The following is an 18,311-nucleotide window of genomic DNA, read 5'->3' on the forward strand; positions in this document are numbered from 1 at the left end:
TTTCCTGAAACATGAAAATGAACAAAGCAGACCGCTCAGAAGAGCGATCTGAAAAAACGAACTGAGTGCCAGATGAAATTGAATTCCGGCTGAGATTTTCAATGCTTCAGAAAGGCGGGGCGCGTGAAGAGAACGAGAGCTGTATACTGGCCAGCCAGACGATATTGGCGGCAAAGGTGTTAATGAAGTCTGTTGTATCGATGGCCGAAAGTGTCTGCACTCTGGCATCGAGATAATCCGCAGCAACGGTCGCGTCAAATAACGCGCAGGAGTGCAGTGCTCTTTCGTCGGAATCCGAAGTGACTTGCCAGAACGTGTAACTGTTGCTGAGCGCGGTGACTTGCGCTTTGCCACCGGGCCAGCCCGCGTGCGCGAGTTTATGAGAAAGACTGACCCATTGCGCCAGCAATAAAGCGGGCAGCAGCAGACACAACAGCCAGTGGCTGCTGCGTCTGTGTCTGAATGGATAAGATGAGCTCATTTGTATCGAAAACTTGACCGGATATTGCTATAGGCATTGCGTTGTAAGTTGTGTTGCAAAAAGCCAACATTCTTTCCTTGATTGGCTGGCGCAAGACGCGGCTTGGATAGCTGAATATCTACAAAGTTCCTTATTGGTGCAACACTGTTGCAGTTCCTTGAGTAAAAAAAGCGTGTAACTGATCACACGCTTTTTACTTTAACGCTTTTTTGTGACAGTGGAATTAATCACCGTACAGTTTTTGTTTCATTTCGCGTCGTTGCTGAGCTTCGAGTGACAGCGTTGCTGTCGGACGTGCCAATAAGCGTGGAACGCCGATAGGCTCGCCTGTTTCTTCGCACCAGCCGTAGTCACCTTCATCGATGCTGGCGATGGATTGCTGAACTTTTTTCAGCAATTTGCGTTCGCGGTCACGGGTACGTAACTCAAGCGCATGTTCTTCTTCGATCGTGGCACGGTCTGCCGGATCGGGAACTAATACGGTTTCGCGAAGATGCTCGGTAGTTTCGTCGGCATTCTTCAATAAATCCTTTTCAAGCTGTTGCAAACGGGCCTTGAAAAATGCCAGTTGTGCAGCGTTCATATAGTCCTTCTCTCCCATCGCGAGGATTTGTTCCTCGGTGAGCAGGGCTTCGGGGGCGCTGACTGTAGCAGTCGATTTAGATGATTTAGTTGCCACTTCGCTTACTTTCGATACAACGGGTTAACACATAGAAAAAGTCTGAAACGATGAAGTTTTCAGATAATTTATCCTCCCCTTACTGATATGAAAAGCAGCATTTTTACTCATGCCACTTGCACAACAGACAATGCCTGATATCAGTAGCCCGACAGTTTATACTAAACAATGCTCCAGACCTTGAATAAATATGTCTTTTGGTAGATTTTTGCCAATAAACACCATTTTGCTTTCTTTCGTTTCTTCATCCCCCCATTTCGCGCCGACATCGGTTCCCATAATCTGATGTACCCCCTGGAAGATCACCTTACGGTCAGCACCTTGCATGTACAGCACGCCCTTATAACGCAGCATGCGCGGGCCGAACACCTGCACCAGTCCACCTAAAAATTCGTCAAGCTGCCCGGTGTTGAACGGGCGTGTGCTTTTAAATACAAATGCGGCGATATCGTCAGAATGATGGGCGTGATGATGATTATGCGCATGTTCGTGCCCGTGTTCATGTGTGCAATGTTCATCACAGTGTTCGTCATCGTGCGCATGTTCAGCATGATGTTCGTGGGAATGTTCTTCTTCACTTAGAAATTCGGGATCGAGATCCAGTTTTGCGTTCAGGTTGAAGCCTTTCAGATCCAGCACTTCAGCGATGGCAATCTTGCCGAAATCGACAGTGCTGATTGGTGCACGTGGATTGATATGCGTCAGACGTGAACGCAGACTCGCCAGTTGTTTGGCATCAACCAGATCCGTTTTGGACAGCAAAATTTTGTCGGCAAAGCCCACCTGACGCTGCGCTTCTTCATGTTCATCGAGTTGCTGCATACCGTGACGCGCATCAACCACGGTGACGACTGCATCAAGCATGTAGTAGGTGCCGACTTCTTCATCAACGAAGAAAGTTTGCGCAACCGGGCCGGGATTGGCCAGACCTGTGGTTTCGATAATCACGCGGTCGAAATCAATCTTGCCTTCGTTCTTTTGTTGTATCAGCTTACTGAGTGCGATGATCAGATCGCCGCGCACAGTGCAACAGATACAACCATTGTTCATTTCGACGATTTGTTCATTGCTGTCCTGAACCAGAATTTCATTGTCGATATTTTCCTGGCCGAATTCATTTTCGATCACGGCGATTTTATAGCCGTGGTTTTCCTGCAGGATGCGATTGAGCAGGGTCGTTTTTCCCGCGCCCAGAAAGCCGGTAAGAATAGTGGTTGGAATCAGTGCCATAGCGTCAGAAGGAAAAGTTAATTGGAACAGTCAGCACACCAGCCCTTGATGGTCAGCTCGATGTCATGACTTTGAAAGCCGCGTCCCAGCGTTGCCTGCAGGGTCGCTTGCAATTGCTCGCGTAAAGACGCCGGTTGTTCTGCATCATCGAGACAAAACACGCGGGCGCAGCGGGTGCATTTGAAATGGCCGTGCTGGTGCTGCGTCACGCCGCTTTTCGAATCGCCTGACTGTTCACTGCCGGTGCTGTAGCGGAACACCCGGTCATCGCCCGGAATTTTATGCGTCAAGCCAGCTTCCGTCAGGCAATCCAGTGCACGGTACAAGGTGACTCTGTCCATCTCAGGCAGCGCATCTTGCACTTCCAGATGCGACAACGCACGTTTGGTATCCAGCAATACAGACAACACGCCCAGTCTCGCATCGGTAACGCGGACGCCACTGGCCCGCAACAAGTCCGAGGCCTGTGCCTGATCGCTGACGGTGTGGCTGTGATGCGCAGATTTCATATTGAATGCAGAAAAGAGTAAGCAAAAATAAGTAAGAGTAAGCGAGCATTATGCCTGAAAATGCAATTCAGTTGCAAAAGTGCGTCTGATCAAAACAACGTCAGGCAGACGTCGCATGAACACAGCAGTGTTTCTATTCATCGTCTTGTCATATTTACTTTTTAAACTGCGCACGGTGAATCCGCTGATGCGTCTCGTTCTGCGTCCCGGATTCTTACTAAATTTGTGCGCCGCGCATCGCTGATGCCCGCGTTTTGACGTCAATTATTCTGGAATTCTACTCATGTCAGATCAACCTCAATCAGGCCGCCGTAAGGCATTAAAATTCCTCGCTGGTGCACCGTTGCTGCCGCTCGGCGCAATGTCCACAGCATCGCTGCTGTCTGCCTGTGGTGGCAGCTCGGCGGTCGCTGCGGCTCCGGCTGCTCCGGTGGCGAATTTTGTTTCTGCAGATTTCACTGCAATGGCTGCGCCAACGTTGACGAATGCCGCCGCGATGGCAACGACGACAGTGGCTTCCAGCCTGAATGTGACGTTTAGCGACAACTCCACACAAACCTACAAACTGGCCTATCAGCCATTCTTCCTGACCGGTGACATGGTACCGAACGGTAACGGCGGCACAGTGTTGGCCGGTGGTTACTACGACATCAATAACAAGCCGATTATTGATGCGACCGTTGCGGGCAAAGAACGTCAATATTTCTCAGATTCGCCGGATGGCACTTCCCTGTTATCGTTGCCGAATCCGACAGTGACAGGCATCAAAGGCAAAGCAGTATTTGCGGTGGTGCAGTTCGAATACACAACCTGGGCGCAAGATGGCAAAACCGATATGTACGGTAAATTGCCTTCACCTATCGCTGTACTGACACTGGATCAGGATCAGACAACCGGTAAATTGAGCCTGGTGAAATACCATAACGTCGATACATCCAAAGCCAATGGTTTGTGGATTACCTGCGGTTCCAGCCTGTCGCCGTGGGACACACATCTGTCTAGCGAAGAGTATGAGCCAGATGCGTTCACGATTTCGTCGAATGCGATGTTCGCGGCATACAGCACCAATTTGTTTGGTGACGCAACGAAAGCAAATCCGTACCACTATGGTCATTTGCCAGAAGTGACAGTCAATCCTGATGGCACTGGTTCGATCAAAAAACATTATTGCCTGGGTCGTATTTCGCATGAACTGATACAGGTTTTCCCGGATAACCGCACGGCATTGATGGGTGACGATGCAACGAATGGCGGCTTGTTTATTTTCGTGGCGGACAAAGAAAAAGACCTGTCTTCCGGTTCTTTGTATGTGGCTAAAATTGGTGCGGGTTTCTCACTCGATACTGCAGCTGCCGGTGCGTCACTGAGCTGGATTAAACTCGGCTCCGCGACCAGTGCAGAAATCGAAGCACTGGCAAACAAGCTGAAACCAACTGACATCATGGATGTGGCCAATACCGATCCAAAAGATGCGACTTACACCAAGATTTATATCAGTGGAAAAATCCAGTGGGTACGCGTCAAAGCCGGTATGGAAAAAGCAGCGGCGTTCCTCGAAACCCATCGTTATGCGGCGTTGATGGGCGGCAGTATGGCCTTGACGAAGCTTGAAGGCACGACCGTCAATGCAAAAGACAAGATTGCTTATTCTGCTTTGCAAAACATGCAAAGTTCCATGGTGCGCGGTAATGCGGCCTGGAACGAAGCATTCGGCGTGACCTTAGAAAAAGCCTTGAACGCAGGCGGTATTCTGGCGCATACGCTGGCGGGCGGTCAGAAAGATACTTCTGGTGCGGCCATCAACAGTGAATGGGTGCCGACTGTCACCAAGACTTTGCTGATCGGCGAAGATATTGCGGCGGATGCTTTGGGCAATACAGCGAATCCGGAAAAAATCGGCGCGCCGGATAATCTGAAATTCTCCGAAAAACTGCGCACCTTGTTTATCGGCGAAGACAGCAGCTATCACGTCAACAACTTCCTGTGGGCTTACAACGTCGACACCAAAAAACTGACCCGCGTTGCATCCATGCCTGCCGGTGCCGAGGCAACTGGTTTGTCGGTGGTGGATAATCTGAATGGCTGGACCTACATCACCAGCAATTTCCAGCACGCTGGCGATTGGGGCAGCATCCACAATATCGTTAAGCCTACGCTCGATCCGTTGGTGCGGGCGAACTACAAAGATCGTTTCGCTTCTGCGGTTGGCTATCTAACTGCTGATGTCAGCAGTGTCAAACTGGCGAAATAATTTCTGATGAATGCACTTCCGGCGCAGATCTGACCGGAAGTGCGACGCAGGTTTGAATGAAAAAGGGCAGATGATTCTGCCCTTTTTTACGTCTGAATATACTGGGGGGGAGTATATTTGGATGCCCTTATTCTATAAGGACATCAGCGGTATTGATGGCTCAGTAACGGGGAGTATCTGCTTTCTGTGTTTGAGCGCTCATCTAAAAGCGAACGCTCATTGCAGCGCGGTTGATCTGCACACAAATCAATCGAGAAAATCCGCATATTCTTTTTGCGCATAGCCTTTTAAATTTTGCCATGGCAGCTTAGTGCTGAGCGGAGCTTGCAGTTTGACGTCAACGCGGCGGAAGAATGTACCGGCTTTATCACCGCTTTCGATGATCAGCGGAATTTGTTTTTGCTCATCCCACAATACTCTCTGGAAATTGCCATTCATTTCGCGTTCACGCCATTGCGCACCGCTGACGGTCGATGCCTTCTTTGATAGCGGCATGGCTTTGACGAGCTTAGGATCAAGCAGATAAAACGCGTTTTCCCACGAGCCATCGAAATTCACATTGTCGTATTCGGAAACAGGAATAGCGATAATTTCTTTATCTTTCGTGTTCACGAATTCGATCTGGGTTTTATTATTTTCCTGGAACACATGGCGCGGAAGCACCACATGATTGAAGTGTTTGTGCTTGGCTTCTTTCGCGTTGCCAGCATTATTTTTCTTGTTGGTCTTCTCGTCAGCATGATCGCCGTCTGCGTGGTCATGCATACCGGCTGGCAAAACGCGGGCGATCCAGACGTGTTTGGCGCGGCGTAACAGGGTTTCTTCGTAGCGTGCTTCGCGTGTCACGCCTTCTGGCGTTAACACACGACTGTAATTTTGTATCCGGATATCCAGATCCGGCGCTGCTGTCTCAGGCGTCGCTGGCGCTGCCATCGCAAAATGGCTGACGGTCAGGGGCAGGGTCAGGCTCAGTGCGGCGATAAGGTGCTTGAATTTCATTTTTAAATAAGACTTTCGTACTCGTGAATATTGCGATATCAGACGATATGCGCTGATAGCTGTAAAGATGAAAAAAACCAGAGGGCAACACCCTCTGGTTTTGTATACATTCAGCGATGGAGGAATCAGAAACCGTAAGCTGATTTCAGCAGTGTGAATACTTTAGTGTTGTCCAGTGTGCCTTTAAACGATTTTGCGCCTGCGCCAGTGGCAAACAATTTCACATCACCACCACCATGCGTTTCACTGGCCAGACGAACGCCGGTTTCTTGCAAATAGTTGTCCGCCAATACCGTTGCACTGTCTAAATTAGTACGCAGGTTAGGGCGATTAGGACCGTTACCGAACACCAGTGTGGTGTAAGTATTGCCATCGGCATCGAGACTTGGCTTGCCGTCGCGGTAGCCACGGTTAATGTCCAGAATCGGATTGCCGCGTTTGCCGTAGCCATTGAATGCCAGCGTGTGGTCATGATCTGCGGTGACTACGATCAGAGTATTGGCCAGCGTCGGATCAGTCAGTTTTGCCTTGTCCAATGCTGCCTTCACAGCATCATCAAATGCGATGGTGTCTGTCAGTGCACGTTTCGCGTTGGTGCCGTGCAATGCATGGTCAATGCGGCCGCCTTCAACCATCAGGAAATAGCCGTTCGAATTTTGCGACAGAATATCCATGGCTTTTGTCGTCATCTCGGCCAGGCTAGGCTGGTTCGCGCCTTCGCCAACCGATGGTGTCGCAGTGCGGTCGAGTTCATATTCCAGATGACTTTTACTGCTGTACAAACCGATGAATTTTTTATTCGTCGGCGCTGCCAGCATGTCTGCTTTAGTCGCCGCAACGGTGTAGCCTTTGGCAGCAATTTCAGTCAGCAGATTGCGGCCATCGGCACGGCCGAGCTTACCGATGCTGGTGGTGGCATCGTAAGGCAGGAAGTGGTTGCGGCCGCCACCCATCAGCACGTCCACACCATCCAGCAAGGCGCTGTTGTAGCCTGCGCCACCTGGCACTGCCTGCGCAGCAATCGCGTATTGCGCATTGCGGTTACAGATATGCGAGAAAGTTGCGGCTGGTGTCGCATGGGTCAGCTCAGTCGTGGTAATCGAGCCGACTGCTTTCCCTTTAGATTTTGCCAGTTCCAGTATCGTTGGTACCGAAGTGCCGTTACCTGTCGCGGCGCAATTGTTGATACCAAGATTGCCATTCGCATCTTTGCCAGGATTCGTCGCAACGGTGTCGGCAGACATGGAGATGACTTCGTTGTTCATCTTCACGCCTGTCATGTAGGCTGCCATCGATGGTGCGCTGTCGGTCGTCTGCGCATCGTTAGAATAAGTCTTGATGCGTGCCGTGCGTTCCAGCTTGTCCATATTCAGGCTGCCGTCTTCACCGTATTTAAAAATACGGGATGCCGTGATAGTCGATGGGCCCATGCCGTCGCCCAAAAAGAAAATAATATTTTTTGCTTCGCCTGCAGCGTTTGCAGCATTGGCAAAAGTCATCGCCAGTGTGGCGGCTAAAAGTGTGCGTTTCATAATCAGTTATCCGTTCTCAACAATGTTGAATAATCACAAGCCAGAGGCCGATTTCACCAGACCGAAGACTTTGGTGTTATCGATCGTACCGAGGAAAGTATCGGCGCCTTTACCAATCGCACCGAGGAATACGTCAGTACCGCCATGTGTTTCGCTGCCGGCTGCCACGCGTACCACCGCTTCCTGATGGTAGGTATTGGCGCTGGTTGTGGTTTCATCGAGACTGATCATGCTGCTACGGCTGCCTTGCGTGCGGTTTTCACCATTACCGAAGCCGATGATCGAATACGGTGCACCATCCAGATCTTTTTCGACTGCGCCGGTGACATAGTTTTTCACCACGCCGAGCACACCTGGATTACCGCTGGCTGTTTTACCGGTACGTTTTGCGTAGCCGTTCAGTACCAGTGTATGGTCATGGTCAGCAGTAACGACGATGAGTGTGTTTTTCAGATCAGGATCGCTGATTTTCGCTTTAGCAATCGCGGCTTTAATTGCGTTGTCGAAAGCCACTGTGTCTTGTAATGCTTTCTTGGCGGTTGTTTCATGCAGAGCGTGGTCAATCCGTCCGCCTTCCACCATCAGGAAATAGCCTTTGGAATTTTTCGCTAACACGTCCATCGCTTTGGTGGTCATGTCCGCCAGACTTGGTTCTTTGGCCGGATCACGATCAAGGTCGTAGCTCATATGGCTGGAAGTGAACAGGCCGAGCAGGCGATCTGTTTTGGTGCCGTCAATCGCATTGAATTCGGTCGCGTTGCTGGCGTAGGCGTAGTTTTTCGCTTTCATTTCAGCGACTAAATCACGCCCATCGGCGCGTTTGCCACCATTTTTGGATGGCGTGAAAAATTGCAGACCGCCGCCCATTAATACGTCCAGACCTGTTGTGCCCAGCGCTGTGTTGTAGCCGACACCGCCTGGAACGGCTGCTGCTGCAATATCATTTTCCAGATCGCGATGGCAGATATGTGAGTAGGTTGCGGCAGGTGTCGCATGTGTAACGCGGGTTGTCGTGACAACGCCAGCGGATAAACCTTTGGCTTTGGCCAGTTCCAGTAATGTGGTGGCGCTGGTGCCATTTTTAGTGCCGCAATTATTTCCCAGTTTGTTGCCGTTCGCGTCCGCTACCGGATCAACTGCGACGGTGTCGGGTGACATGGAAATCACTTCATTATTCATCTTGACGCCGGTCATGTAAGCCGACATTGACGGTGCACTGTCCGTGACCTGTGCATCGTTAGAGAAGGTTTTAACGAACGCGGTTTCTGGCAAGGTATCCATGGTCAATTCGCCATCTTCACCGACAGAGTAAATACGCGCTGCTGTCATGGTCGTCATACCCATGCCGTCACCCAGGAAAAAGATCACGTTTTTCGGTGCTTCAGCGACTGGTGCCGGATCGTTTGAGCTGGTGCCGCAACCTGTGACCGAGAGAGTAAGTGCGGCGCCGAGAACAGCGACGTAAAGAGGCTTGAATTTCATTTTCGTTCGTCCAGAGGGGGTTAAAAGTATCCCAATGTAACAAGGCATTATTACCTGTCAGTGACCCTGGCTGAGGATGAGGCGGACTGTTGTATTCAGCGTTGTTTTCCTGATTTTGCTGAAAAGATGAGGAAGCTGTATGCGTGCTGCTGAGCAGTGCAGACGCCAGCAATCAATTTTTTCGATGAAATAAGCGCTAAATATACTGGGGGGAGTATATTTTGACACCCTTATTTTATAAGGACATCAAGGGTGAAATCATGAAAACGAGGGGGAGTATGCTATTTTTTGGCGCGCGGATGCGCCTGATCATAGACTTTTGCCAGATGCTGAAAGTCGAGCGAGGTATACACCTGCGTTGCGGCAATCGAGCTATGTCCCAGCATCTCCTGTACCGCGCGTAAATCGCCGGACGATTGCAATACATGCGATGCAAAGGAATGACGCAGCATGTGCGGATGGACGTTGGCAGGTATGTCCAGACTTTGTGCATGGGTTTTGATGCGCAACTGCACCAGACGTGCCGAAATCCGTGTGCCACGCTCGCTCAGAAACAGCGGATGCGGGTCGGCTTTGAGCAGACTCCCGCGGATGGCCAGCCAGTCGCGCAATGCTTCCAGCGCTGGCGCACCGACCGGCACGATGCGTGGCTTGTTGCCTTTACCGGTGACGTGCACTTCGCCTTGATCCAGATCGATCCAGCCCGCCGATGCATAGCCAGGCTCTTGTACGGCAGCGACATCCAGGCCGACCAGTTCGGAAACGCGCAAACCACTCGAATACAAGAGTTCAAACATGGCGCGATTTGCGCGCGGTGTTGCCTCGTCGCCACCGCGATGCGACACCAGACGCACAGCATCGTCGGCGCCAAGTGCTTTGGGCAAAGGCTTACTTTTTTTCGGGGCGCGTATGCCTTCGACCGGGTTGCTGCTCAGGTCATGCTGCTCCATCAGCCAACGGTAAAAGCCGCGCCAGCTCGACAGTTTGCGTGCGATGCTGCGGGCGTTCAGACCTTGGGCATGGAGTTGTGAGGTAAAGCGGCGGATTTGTGCAGCGCTCAGTTCGGCGATCGCCTGTGAGCCGGCGCATTGCTGCAATTCCCGCAGATCGAGTGCATAACTGCTGAGCGTATGCGGTGACAACTGGCGCTGACTGCGTAAGACTTCCAGATACTCATGCAGAAAATTGTCGCCAGCGGCAGTCGTTTCCGGTAGGTGATCTGGCGTTGCCATGGCGACTCCGGTCTGGCGTCAGTGAATTAAATATCGATCAGACAGGTCAATGCCGCGCTGCTGGTATCGGCGATGTTGACCAGAAAATCGGTGGCCATGTTTTTTGTGTAACGCGCCGGATCGGGCGAACCCAGCACCAGCAAACCGAAGGCCGATGATGTTGGCGACAGACGCAGCGGCAGCATGGCGATGGATTGTACCGGTGCGCTGGCTTCTATCCAACTGGCTGCTTCGAAATCCTGATTCGGGCCGCAAAACGGCGTTGTCAGGCCTTTTGCAAACAGAATAGCATCTTCGCTGGCGGGCGCAGCAAACCAGGTGTGAGAAAACTCAGGGGCGACATTCCACAGGCGCAAGGTGGCGTGCGGCAGCTGGAAAATATCCTGTAAACCCTGCGTCAGAACAAACGGCAGATCGACATCATTGCGCGCCAGCAGCAGGGCGCGCGTCCACGTCTGAAATTTTTTGCTGATGTCGTGATTTTCTTCCGCGATCCGCATTAATTCGGACAATCTGAGTTCCAGTGCGCGATACTTTTCACGCACGACTTCCATTTGTCGTTCTTGCAGAGAAATGGTACGACCCATGACCGGGCTCGTCAGTTTGACCGCACTCAGTAATTCTGCGTGCTCTTCAAAAAAATCCGGATTCTGGATCAGGTAGGTTGCGATGTCAGTTGAATTCATTACATTGATCAGAGATTAATTTCGCCTTCGAAGACCGTGACTGCCGGGCCGCTGAGCATAACAGAGCTACCTTCGCCTTGCCACGCGATAGAGAGTTCGCCGCCATGAGTGGTGACGCGAACCGGGCTGTCGAGCAAGCCGCGCCGTATACCTGCAACAACTGCCGCGCAGGCACCGGTACCGCAGGCCAGCGTCTCACCCGCACCGCGTTCATACACGCGCAAGCGGATATGATGACGATCGTTAATTTGCATAAAACCAGCATTCACGCGCTTGGGAAAACGCGGATGATGTTCGATCACAGGGCCATCGGCCGCGACCGGAAAAGTCTCCGCATTGTCAACCACCTGTACCGCGTGGGGATTGCCCATCGAGACCACAGAAACAGAGACGGTTTTGCCATTCACATCGAGTGGCCACAGCGTATCATCGGCCTGGGAAATCGCAGTCAACCCGGAATTGTCGAAAGGAACTTTTGCCGGTTCCAGTATCGGCGCACCCATATCAACGGTGATGCTGCCGTCGCTTTCCATGCGTGGGGCAATAATGCCGGACATGGTTTCAACACGGATGGTCGATTTGTCGGTGAGTTTTTTCTCAATGACGAAGCGCACGAAAGCGCGTGAGCCATTACCGCATTGCTCGACTTCGCCGCCGTCGGCGTTATAAATGCGGTAGCGGAAATCAACATCCGGCGTGTCGGATTTTTCGACGACCAGAATCTGATCTGCACCGATGCCAAAGCGGCGGTCAGCGATATGCTGCCACTGTTCGCGGGTGAATTGTATCTGCTGATTAATCGCATCGATCACGACAAAATCATTGCCGGCGCCATGCATTTTGGTGAATTTGAGTTTCATGGATGCATTATATCGCGGGATAAGCGCGATGATGCGCCCGATGCTGTGATTTAGCTGCCGTCGGCTTTATATACGCCGCAACCCAAAACAATGTCACTCGTCACCGCTTCGATATACGAAGTTTTACCTTCGACTTTATTCGAGACAGGATTCAGGATGGTGTAATCGACCCAGCCACCCGATGCCGGCAGGCTGAACGCATCGGCCACCAGTTTGCGGCCATCGAGGCCCGTCAGTTGGAACAGATTCAGTTTCAGTTTTTCTGCATTACCGCCGAATGCCAGATACTGGCCATCCCGGTTGAAGGCAAACACATACATGTCTTTGTGGCTGAAATAGTGGTCTTTATCGCCGGTGATTTCTGCTAATGCAGCCCTGCCTTTACGTTGGAACAGTTCGATCGCTTTCTTGACCATCAGATAGGCTTCGTCAGCCGTACCCTGTCTGAGGTGGAAGCTGGCGACGGCTTTGGTCAGATAGGCGGCACGCTGTTCGAGATGAATCGCGGTGCTGCGCGCTTGTTCTGCCATACCGCCGTTACTTTGTGTGATTTCATCGAGATGCTTCAGCGCTTCAGAAATTTGCGCCAGACCATTGCTTTGCTCCTCTGACGCGCTGGATATTTCGTTAATATTGCCCGCCAGATCGCGTATGCCAGAGACGATGTTATTGAGTGTGGTGTTGACGTCGTTGATCTGACCGACGCCATGTTTGACCTGATGTACCGATTGATCGATCAGATCACGGATTTGTTTTGCCGCGTCAGCACTGCGCTGCGCCAGACTGCGGACTTCGGTTGCCACCACGGCAAAGCCGCGCCCTTGTTCACCGGCGCGCGCTGCTTCAACCGCTGCATTCAGCGCGAGTATATTGGTTTGAAAAGCGATGCCATCGATCATGCTGATGATTTCATGCATCTTCAGCGCACTTTGTTGTATGCCCTGCATAGACGTTACTGCGGCGTGCATCGCGTCACCGCTGGAAGCTGCAATCTGACTCAGATTCGAGGCCAGATGATCTACTTCGCGGGCGCTTTCAGCATTTTTTTTTACTGTTACCGACAGGTCTTCGACACTCGCCGTTGTTTCTTCTAGGCTGGACGCTTGCTGTTCGGTTCTGACTGCCAGATCACCGATATCGCTGGCCAGATTCTGTCCAAGCTGTGACACCTTGCTCGCATTCGTGCGTACATTTGCTACCAGACCCGACAGGCTCAGATTCATAGTTTCAAGGGTATTGCCGGTTTCCGCCAGTTCATCTGTGCCGTCGATATGTATTTGCTTGGTCAGGTCACCGGAAGACACCGACAACGCGGATTCACGCACGGCGTGCAGCGCTTGCATAAAGCCGCGATAAAATCCCACTAACAGGTAAGATACCGTCAAAAATAAAAACACCAGAACGGTAAAGATCAGATTTCTGCGGAAGCTTTGTTTTGCCACGCGTTCGCTGAGCAGGTCAGTCAGTCGCTGATGCAATTGCTGTTGCAGTCTGACGGTTTTTTCGATGGCCTGCGTCCCTTGTTCGAAATAGCTGCTGGCGTCACCGCTGACGTTCTCTCCCAGCAAATTCTGCTTTGCCAGTACGGCGAATTCCTCACTCGCTTTGATGCTTGCCTGCTGCTCAGTCGGGACGGTTTCGCCAGCCCGCTTCAGTTGTTGTTCCAGATCGTTGACCGCTTTGATTGCGGTCTGTAAAGCGCTCAGGCGCGAGACTATGGCCGCTTTACCGGAAAAATCGATCGTACCTGATTTGATATAACCGGCACCCAGGCCCCGCAGCAGAGCCACTTGTTCTATCCATGTGGGAATCTTGATGATGGCGGCATCCATCAGGAAATAAGTGGCCGCTTCGGGATCAAAAAATAAGCCACTACGTTCACTCGCATACAAAGAGAAATCCTGAATTTTGGCAATCAGACTGGTATGCTGAGCGAGGCTGGCGGCCGACGTTTCTGCGATCTGCCCCGCTGCCAACTGGCGTAATTCGGTTTCCAGCGGTTTCCAGTTATCGGCGAGCTTGAATTCGGGGTTGGTGACGATTTCCTGACTCAGTCGTGACAGGCTATCCGACAAGGCTTTTCTGGTTGTCGCCAGATCGGCATCAATATTCCCGCCAGATAACTTCAGATTGACCTGACCGCGATGTTTTTGGGTCTGGATCATCACATCCATAACCTGACGGTTGATCTGTATGCCGCCCAGCTCATTTTGCGCGACTTCAACATCCGTCTGCATTTTCGACAACATGTACATGACCAGCAGCAGCGTCGGCAGCATCAAGACGATAAACATCGACAGCAGTTTGGTGCGCAAGCTGAGCTTGCTCATCATGGCGGCACTTGGCCGCATGAGCGTGGTCAGCAGTTTGTCTCTTGAGGCTGGCATAGTTTTTTTTCGTTGGATTAAAAGCGCTCTTGCATTTTCCCAGAAAAGAACCGGCAGAACATTGTCTTCAATGGAAAAACAACAATAACAGCCCGATTACAGCACGATACAGCTGTATAGATGATAGCTTAAAAAACAGGCTATATTGTTTCTCTCAGGAACCAGTACACTTTATCTCACTGTCAGTCGTACTGTACTGGTATTTTTGTGCGTGACTGTGCATGGGGACGTACCATGCTGCATGCTAATGTGCGACCAGAATTAAAAAGTATATGATTCACTCACAAGGTGATTCTGATTATTGGCAAATACCAATGCCATACAAAAAAAGCACGGAGACCCCATGAATGCACCTCTCAGACCCGAGCAGCAGGCGCTGATCGACAATTCTATTTCCCTCGACGATAAATTCACGCTGGAGCGCGGACGCGCTTTCATGACCGGCACCCAGGCCTTATTGCGCCTGATGATGTTACAACGGCAGGCGGATGAAAAAGCCGGACTCAATACGGCTGGTTTTATTACCGGCTATCGCGGTTCGCCTTTGGGCAACGTCGATCTGACTGCCAGTAAAGCGAAAAAATATCTGGAAAAAGCGCACGTCAAATTTCATCCCGGCGTGAATGAAGATCTGGCGGCAACCTCGGTATGGGGTACGCAGCAGGTGAATTTATTCCCGGGGGCGAAATACGATGGCGTCTTTGCGATGTGGTACGGCAAAGGTCCGGGTGTTGATCGCTGCGGCGATGTGTTTAAACATGCGAATCTGGCGGGAACATCGAAACATGGTGGTGTACTGGTCATTGCCGGTGATGACCATGCTGCAAAATCGTCTACCGCGGCACATCAGTCTGAACATATTCTGAAAGCCTGTGGCATTCCGGTGTTATATCCATCATCGGTACAAGAATATCTGGATTATGGCTTGCATGGTATTGCCCTGTCGCGCTACACCGGCCTCTGGGTCTCGATGAAATGTGTGACCGAAGTAGTGGAATCCGGCGCTTCCGTCGATATCGATCCTGAACGTATCAAGCCAATTATCCCCGGCGATTTCCAGATGCCTGCTGATGGCATCAGCATACGCACGCCCGATCCTGTGCTCGCGCAAGAGTCGCGCATGATCAATTACAAATGGTACGGCGCATTAGCCTATGCCCGCGCCAATAAACTGAATCAGATCATCTGGGATAGTCCGCGTGCCCGAGTCGGCATTATCACCGCAGGTAAATCGTATCTCGACACCCGCCAGGCGCTGGCGGATCTGGGCATCGATGAGCAGGCGGCGGCCGACATCGGCATCCGTCTGTATAAAATCGGTATGACCTGGCCGCTGGAATCGCAGGGTGTGCGCGAATTTGCCAAAGGTCTGGACGAAATTCTGGTGGTCGAAGAGAAGCGTCAGATTCTCGAATATGCGCTCAAAGAAGAACTGTACAACTGGCAGGATGATGTGCGTCCACGCGTGGTCGGCAAGTTTGACGATACCGGTGAATGGAGCGATCTCGATCATACCGGTCATGGCGACTGGTTGTTGCCAGCGACTTATGAACTCAGCCCGGCGCAGATCGCCCGTGCGATTGCATCCCGTATCACCAAGTATTTTTCCGGCCATCCGGTCGAGCAACGCGTCAAACAGCGTGTCGCTTATCTGGAAGCCAAAGAGGCAATGCTGAACGTTGCAGCAAAACCTGATCCAAACAAAGATCGTGTCCCGCATTTCTGTTCAGGTTGCCCGCACAATACCTCGACCAAGTTGCCAGAAGGCAGCCGTGCTCTGGCGGGTATCGGTTGCCATTACATGGTGACCTGGATGAATCGCGAATCGACGATCTTCAGTCACATGGGCGGTGAAGGCGTGACCTGGGTAGGTCAGGCACCGTTCACGAATGAAAAGCATGTGTTCAGCAATCTGGGTGACGGTACGTATTTCCATTCTGGTTTGCTGGCGATACGTGCAGCGGTTGCCGGGCATGTGAATATCACCTACAAAATTTTATTTAACGACGCCGTTGCGATGACGGGTGGTCAGGAATTTGACGGCCCGCTGGACCCCGGCATGATTTCACGCCAGATCGCGGCAGAAGGTGTCACACCGATTATCGTCGTGACCGATGAACCGGAAAAATATCCGGCCAATTACAACTGGGCTCCCGGCGTGACCGTGCGCCATCGTAGCGAACTCGATGCGGTACAGCGCGAGCTGCGCGAAATCGAAGGCGTGTCAGCGATGATTTACGATCAGACCTGTGCGTCTGAAAAGCGTCGCCGCCGGAAAAAATTTGACAAGGATGGCAAGCCTGGCTTTCCTGATCCAGCCAAACGCGCTGTGATTAATGAAGCAGTCTGTGAAGGTTGCGGCGATTGTTCGGTGCAATCAAACTGCCTGTCGGTCGAACCGCTGGAAACCGAATTTGGGCGCAAGCGTCAGATCAATCAATCGTCATGCAACAAGGATTATTCTTGTGTGAACGGCTTCTGTCCAAGTTTCGTCACCGTCGAAGGCGGCAAGCTGAAAAAGCCAGCGAAGGCCAAAGTAGAACAAGGGACTGCGCTCGATGTGGCCAGCTTGCCTGCACCGGCTTTACCTGCAACGAAAGAACCGCTGAACGTGCTGGTGACCGGTATCGGCGGCACCGGCGTGATCACGATTGGTCAGATCATGGCGATGGCAGCGCATCTCGAAGGCAAGGCATGTTCCGTACTCGATATCACCGGTCTGGCGCAAAAAGGCGGTGCGGTCATGTCGCACGTGCGTCTTGCGGACAATGCTGCTGATTTGCATTCCACCCGCGTTGGTACCGGCATGGCGGATCTGGTGATCGGTTGCGATGAAGTCGTGACCGCCAGCCGTGATGCGCTGTCGCGTATGGGCGAAGGTCGTACCCGTGCGGTGGTCAACTCCTCCATTTCACCAACGTCAACGTTCATTAAAAATCCTGACTGGAGTTTCCCGGGCGAGAGCGCGGAAGCGGAAATCCGCCATTCCTGCGGCGAAGACCGCGTCGATATGGTTGACGCCACCCGCATGGCAACGGCACTGATGGGTGACAACATTGCCTCGAATATGTTCATGCTGGGTTTTGCATGGCAAAAAGGCTGCGTGCCTCTGAGTGAAGCTGGGTTGATGCGCGCAATTGAACTCAATGGCGTCGCGATCGACTTTAATAAGCAGGCATTCAATTGGGGACGCGTCGCAGCGCATGATCTGGCGGCGGTGAAAAAGCTGGTGGCTCCGGCACAGGTGATTGAGCTGAAACGCGCACCGACACTGGATGACATCGTCACTAAACGGATTGCTTTCCTGACGGATTATCAGAATGCTGCTTATGCCTTGCAATACAGTGACTTCGTAAATAAGGTCAAAGTGGCGGAGGCTGCGATTGCCGATGGTAAGCCATTACGTCTGACTGAGGCAGTGGCAAAATATCTGTTCAAACTGATGGCGTATAAAGATGAGTACGAGGTCGCACGTTTGTACACCGATGGCAAGTTCCAGAAAAAAATTGCTGATATGTTTGAGGGCGATTACGCGGTTCACTTCCACCTCGCACCGCCGCTGTTTGCCAAACACGATGCACAGGGACACCTGATCAAGCAACATTATGGGCCGTGGATGATGAAAGTATTCGGTGTGCTGGCGAAGATGAAATCTTTGCGTGGCAGTATGTTCGATGTATTTGGATATACAGCAGAACGCAGAACCGAACGTGCGCTGGTGATGGAATACAAACAGACGATACTGCAACTGTTGCCGTTGCTGAATGCAGGCAATCTCGCCAGTGCGGTTGCAGTTGCCAGTGTGCCCGAAGATATTCGCGGTTACGGTCATGTCAAAGAACGTCATTTGCTTGCCGCTAAAAATAAACAAGCGACATTGCTGGCGGAATTTAATACGGTCGCAACGCCGCAAAAAGCAGCGTAGTTCTGACTACTTAAAAGAATGGTCGACGCAAGTCGGCCATTTTTTATTTCCTGATCCG

The 18,311-nt window shown here is 51.7% G+C and carries 13 protein-coding genes; 2 read left to right on the forward strand and 11 right to left on the reverse strand.

From position 1 onward, the window contains the following. Positions 1 to 106 precede the first annotated feature (106 nt). The 4 genes from H8K26_RS13930 to H8K26_RS13945 all read right to left on the reverse strand — a co-directional run bounded on the left by H8K26_RS13930 (position 107) and on the right by H8K26_RS13945 (position 2,899). Positions 107 to 481, reverse strand: a complete 375-nt coding sequence (locus H8K26_RS13930) for a hypothetical protein (RefSeq protein WP_190480348.1) — start codon at positions 479 to 481, stop codon at positions 107 to 109. Between the two features lie 223 nt (positions 482 to 704). Beyond that, on the reverse strand, positions 705 to 1,109 hold the full coding sequence (gene dksA / locus H8K26_RS13935; protein WP_186884601.1) for an RNA polymerase-binding protein DksA: 405 nt from the start codon (positions 1,107 to 1,109) through the stop codon (positions 705 to 707). A 207-nt stretch (positions 1,110 to 1,316) separates the two neighbouring features. Then, positions 1,317 to 2,390 (reverse strand): CobW family GTP-binding protein, encoded by a 1,074-nt coding sequence (locus tag H8K26_RS13940; protein ID WP_190480350.1) that lies wholly within the window; start codon positions 2,388 to 2,390, stop codon positions 1,317 to 1,319. Positions 2,391 to 2,407: 17 nt separating this feature from the next. Then, positions 2,408 to 2,899, reverse strand: coding sequence for a Fur family transcriptional regulator (locus H8K26_RS13945; RefSeq protein ID WP_186884396.1), 492 nt, complete (start codon positions 2,897 to 2,899; stop codon positions 2,408 to 2,410). A 283-nt stretch (positions 2,900 to 3,182) separates the two neighbouring features. Here H8K26_RS13945 and H8K26_RS13950 point away from each other — a divergent pair, with 283 nt between their 5' ends. After that, on the forward strand, positions 3,183 to 5,150 hold the full coding sequence (locus H8K26_RS13950; RefSeq protein WP_186884397.1) for a PhoX family protein: 1,968 nt from the start codon (positions 3,183 to 3,185) through the stop codon (positions 5,148 to 5,150). A gap of 246 nt (positions 5,151 to 5,396) precedes the next feature. Here the strand turns inward: H8K26_RS13950 and H8K26_RS13955 are convergent, their stop codons facing one another. From H8K26_RS13955 to H8K26_RS13985, 7 genes are all read right to left on the reverse strand, one after another. Continuing rightward, on the reverse strand, positions 5,397 to 6,149 hold the full coding sequence (locus H8K26_RS13955) for a hypothetical protein (RefSeq protein WP_190480352.1): 753 nt from the start codon (positions 6,147 to 6,149) through the stop codon (positions 5,397 to 5,399). A gap of 125 nt (positions 6,150 to 6,274) precedes the next feature. Then, positions 6,275 to 7,681 (reverse strand): alkaline phosphatase, encoded by a 1,407-nt coding sequence (locus tag H8K26_RS13960; protein WP_190480353.1) that lies wholly within the window; start codon positions 7,679 to 7,681, stop codon positions 6,275 to 6,277. Between the two features lie 33 nt (positions 7,682 to 7,714). Next, on the reverse strand, positions 7,715 to 9,163 hold the full coding sequence (locus tag H8K26_RS13965; protein WP_190480355.1) for an alkaline phosphatase: 1,449 nt from the start codon (positions 9,161 to 9,163) through the stop codon (positions 7,715 to 7,717). 281 nt (positions 9,164 to 9,444) lie between these two features. Continuing rightward, positions 9,445 to 10,395: a tyrosine recombinase XerC gene (gene xerC / locus H8K26_RS13970; RefSeq protein WP_190480356.1), complete on the reverse strand. Its 951-nt coding sequence runs from the start codon at positions 10,393 to 10,395 to the stop codon at positions 9,445 to 9,447. Positions 10,396 to 10,421: 26 nt separating this feature from the next. After that, complete coding sequence (locus H8K26_RS13975; RefSeq protein ID WP_390366883.1) at positions 10,422 to 11,081, reverse strand: DUF484 family protein; 660 nt, start codon at positions 11,079 to 11,081, stop codon at positions 10,422 to 10,424. Positions 11,082 to 11,089: 8 nt separating this feature from the next. Next, positions 11,090 to 11,941, reverse strand: a complete 852-nt coding sequence (gene dapF / locus H8K26_RS13980) for a diaminopimelate epimerase (protein ID WP_186897672.1) — start codon at positions 11,939 to 11,941, stop codon at positions 11,090 to 11,092. A 50-nt stretch (positions 11,942 to 11,991) separates the two neighbouring features. Continuing rightward, positions 11,992 to 14,328 (reverse strand): methyl-accepting chemotaxis protein, encoded by a 2,337-nt coding sequence (locus tag H8K26_RS13985; protein ID WP_190480359.1) that lies wholly within the window; start codon positions 14,326 to 14,328, stop codon positions 11,992 to 11,994. A 343-nt stretch (positions 14,329 to 14,671) separates the two neighbouring features. Here H8K26_RS13985 and H8K26_RS13990 point away from each other — a divergent pair, with 343 nt between their 5' ends. Beyond that, positions 14,672 to 18,253 (forward strand): indolepyruvate ferredoxin oxidoreductase family protein, encoded by a 3,582-nt coding sequence (locus tag H8K26_RS13990; protein ID WP_190480362.1) that lies wholly within the window; start codon positions 14,672 to 14,674, stop codon positions 18,251 to 18,253. The last annotated feature ends 58 nt before the right edge of the window (positions 18,254 to 18,311 follow it).

It is taken from the genome of Cognatundibacterium aquatile (assembly GCF_014699135.1).
In the GTDB taxonomy this organism is placed as follows: domain Bacteria; phylum Pseudomonadota; class Gammaproteobacteria; order Burkholderiales; family Burkholderiaceae_D; genus Undibacterium; species Undibacterium aquatile.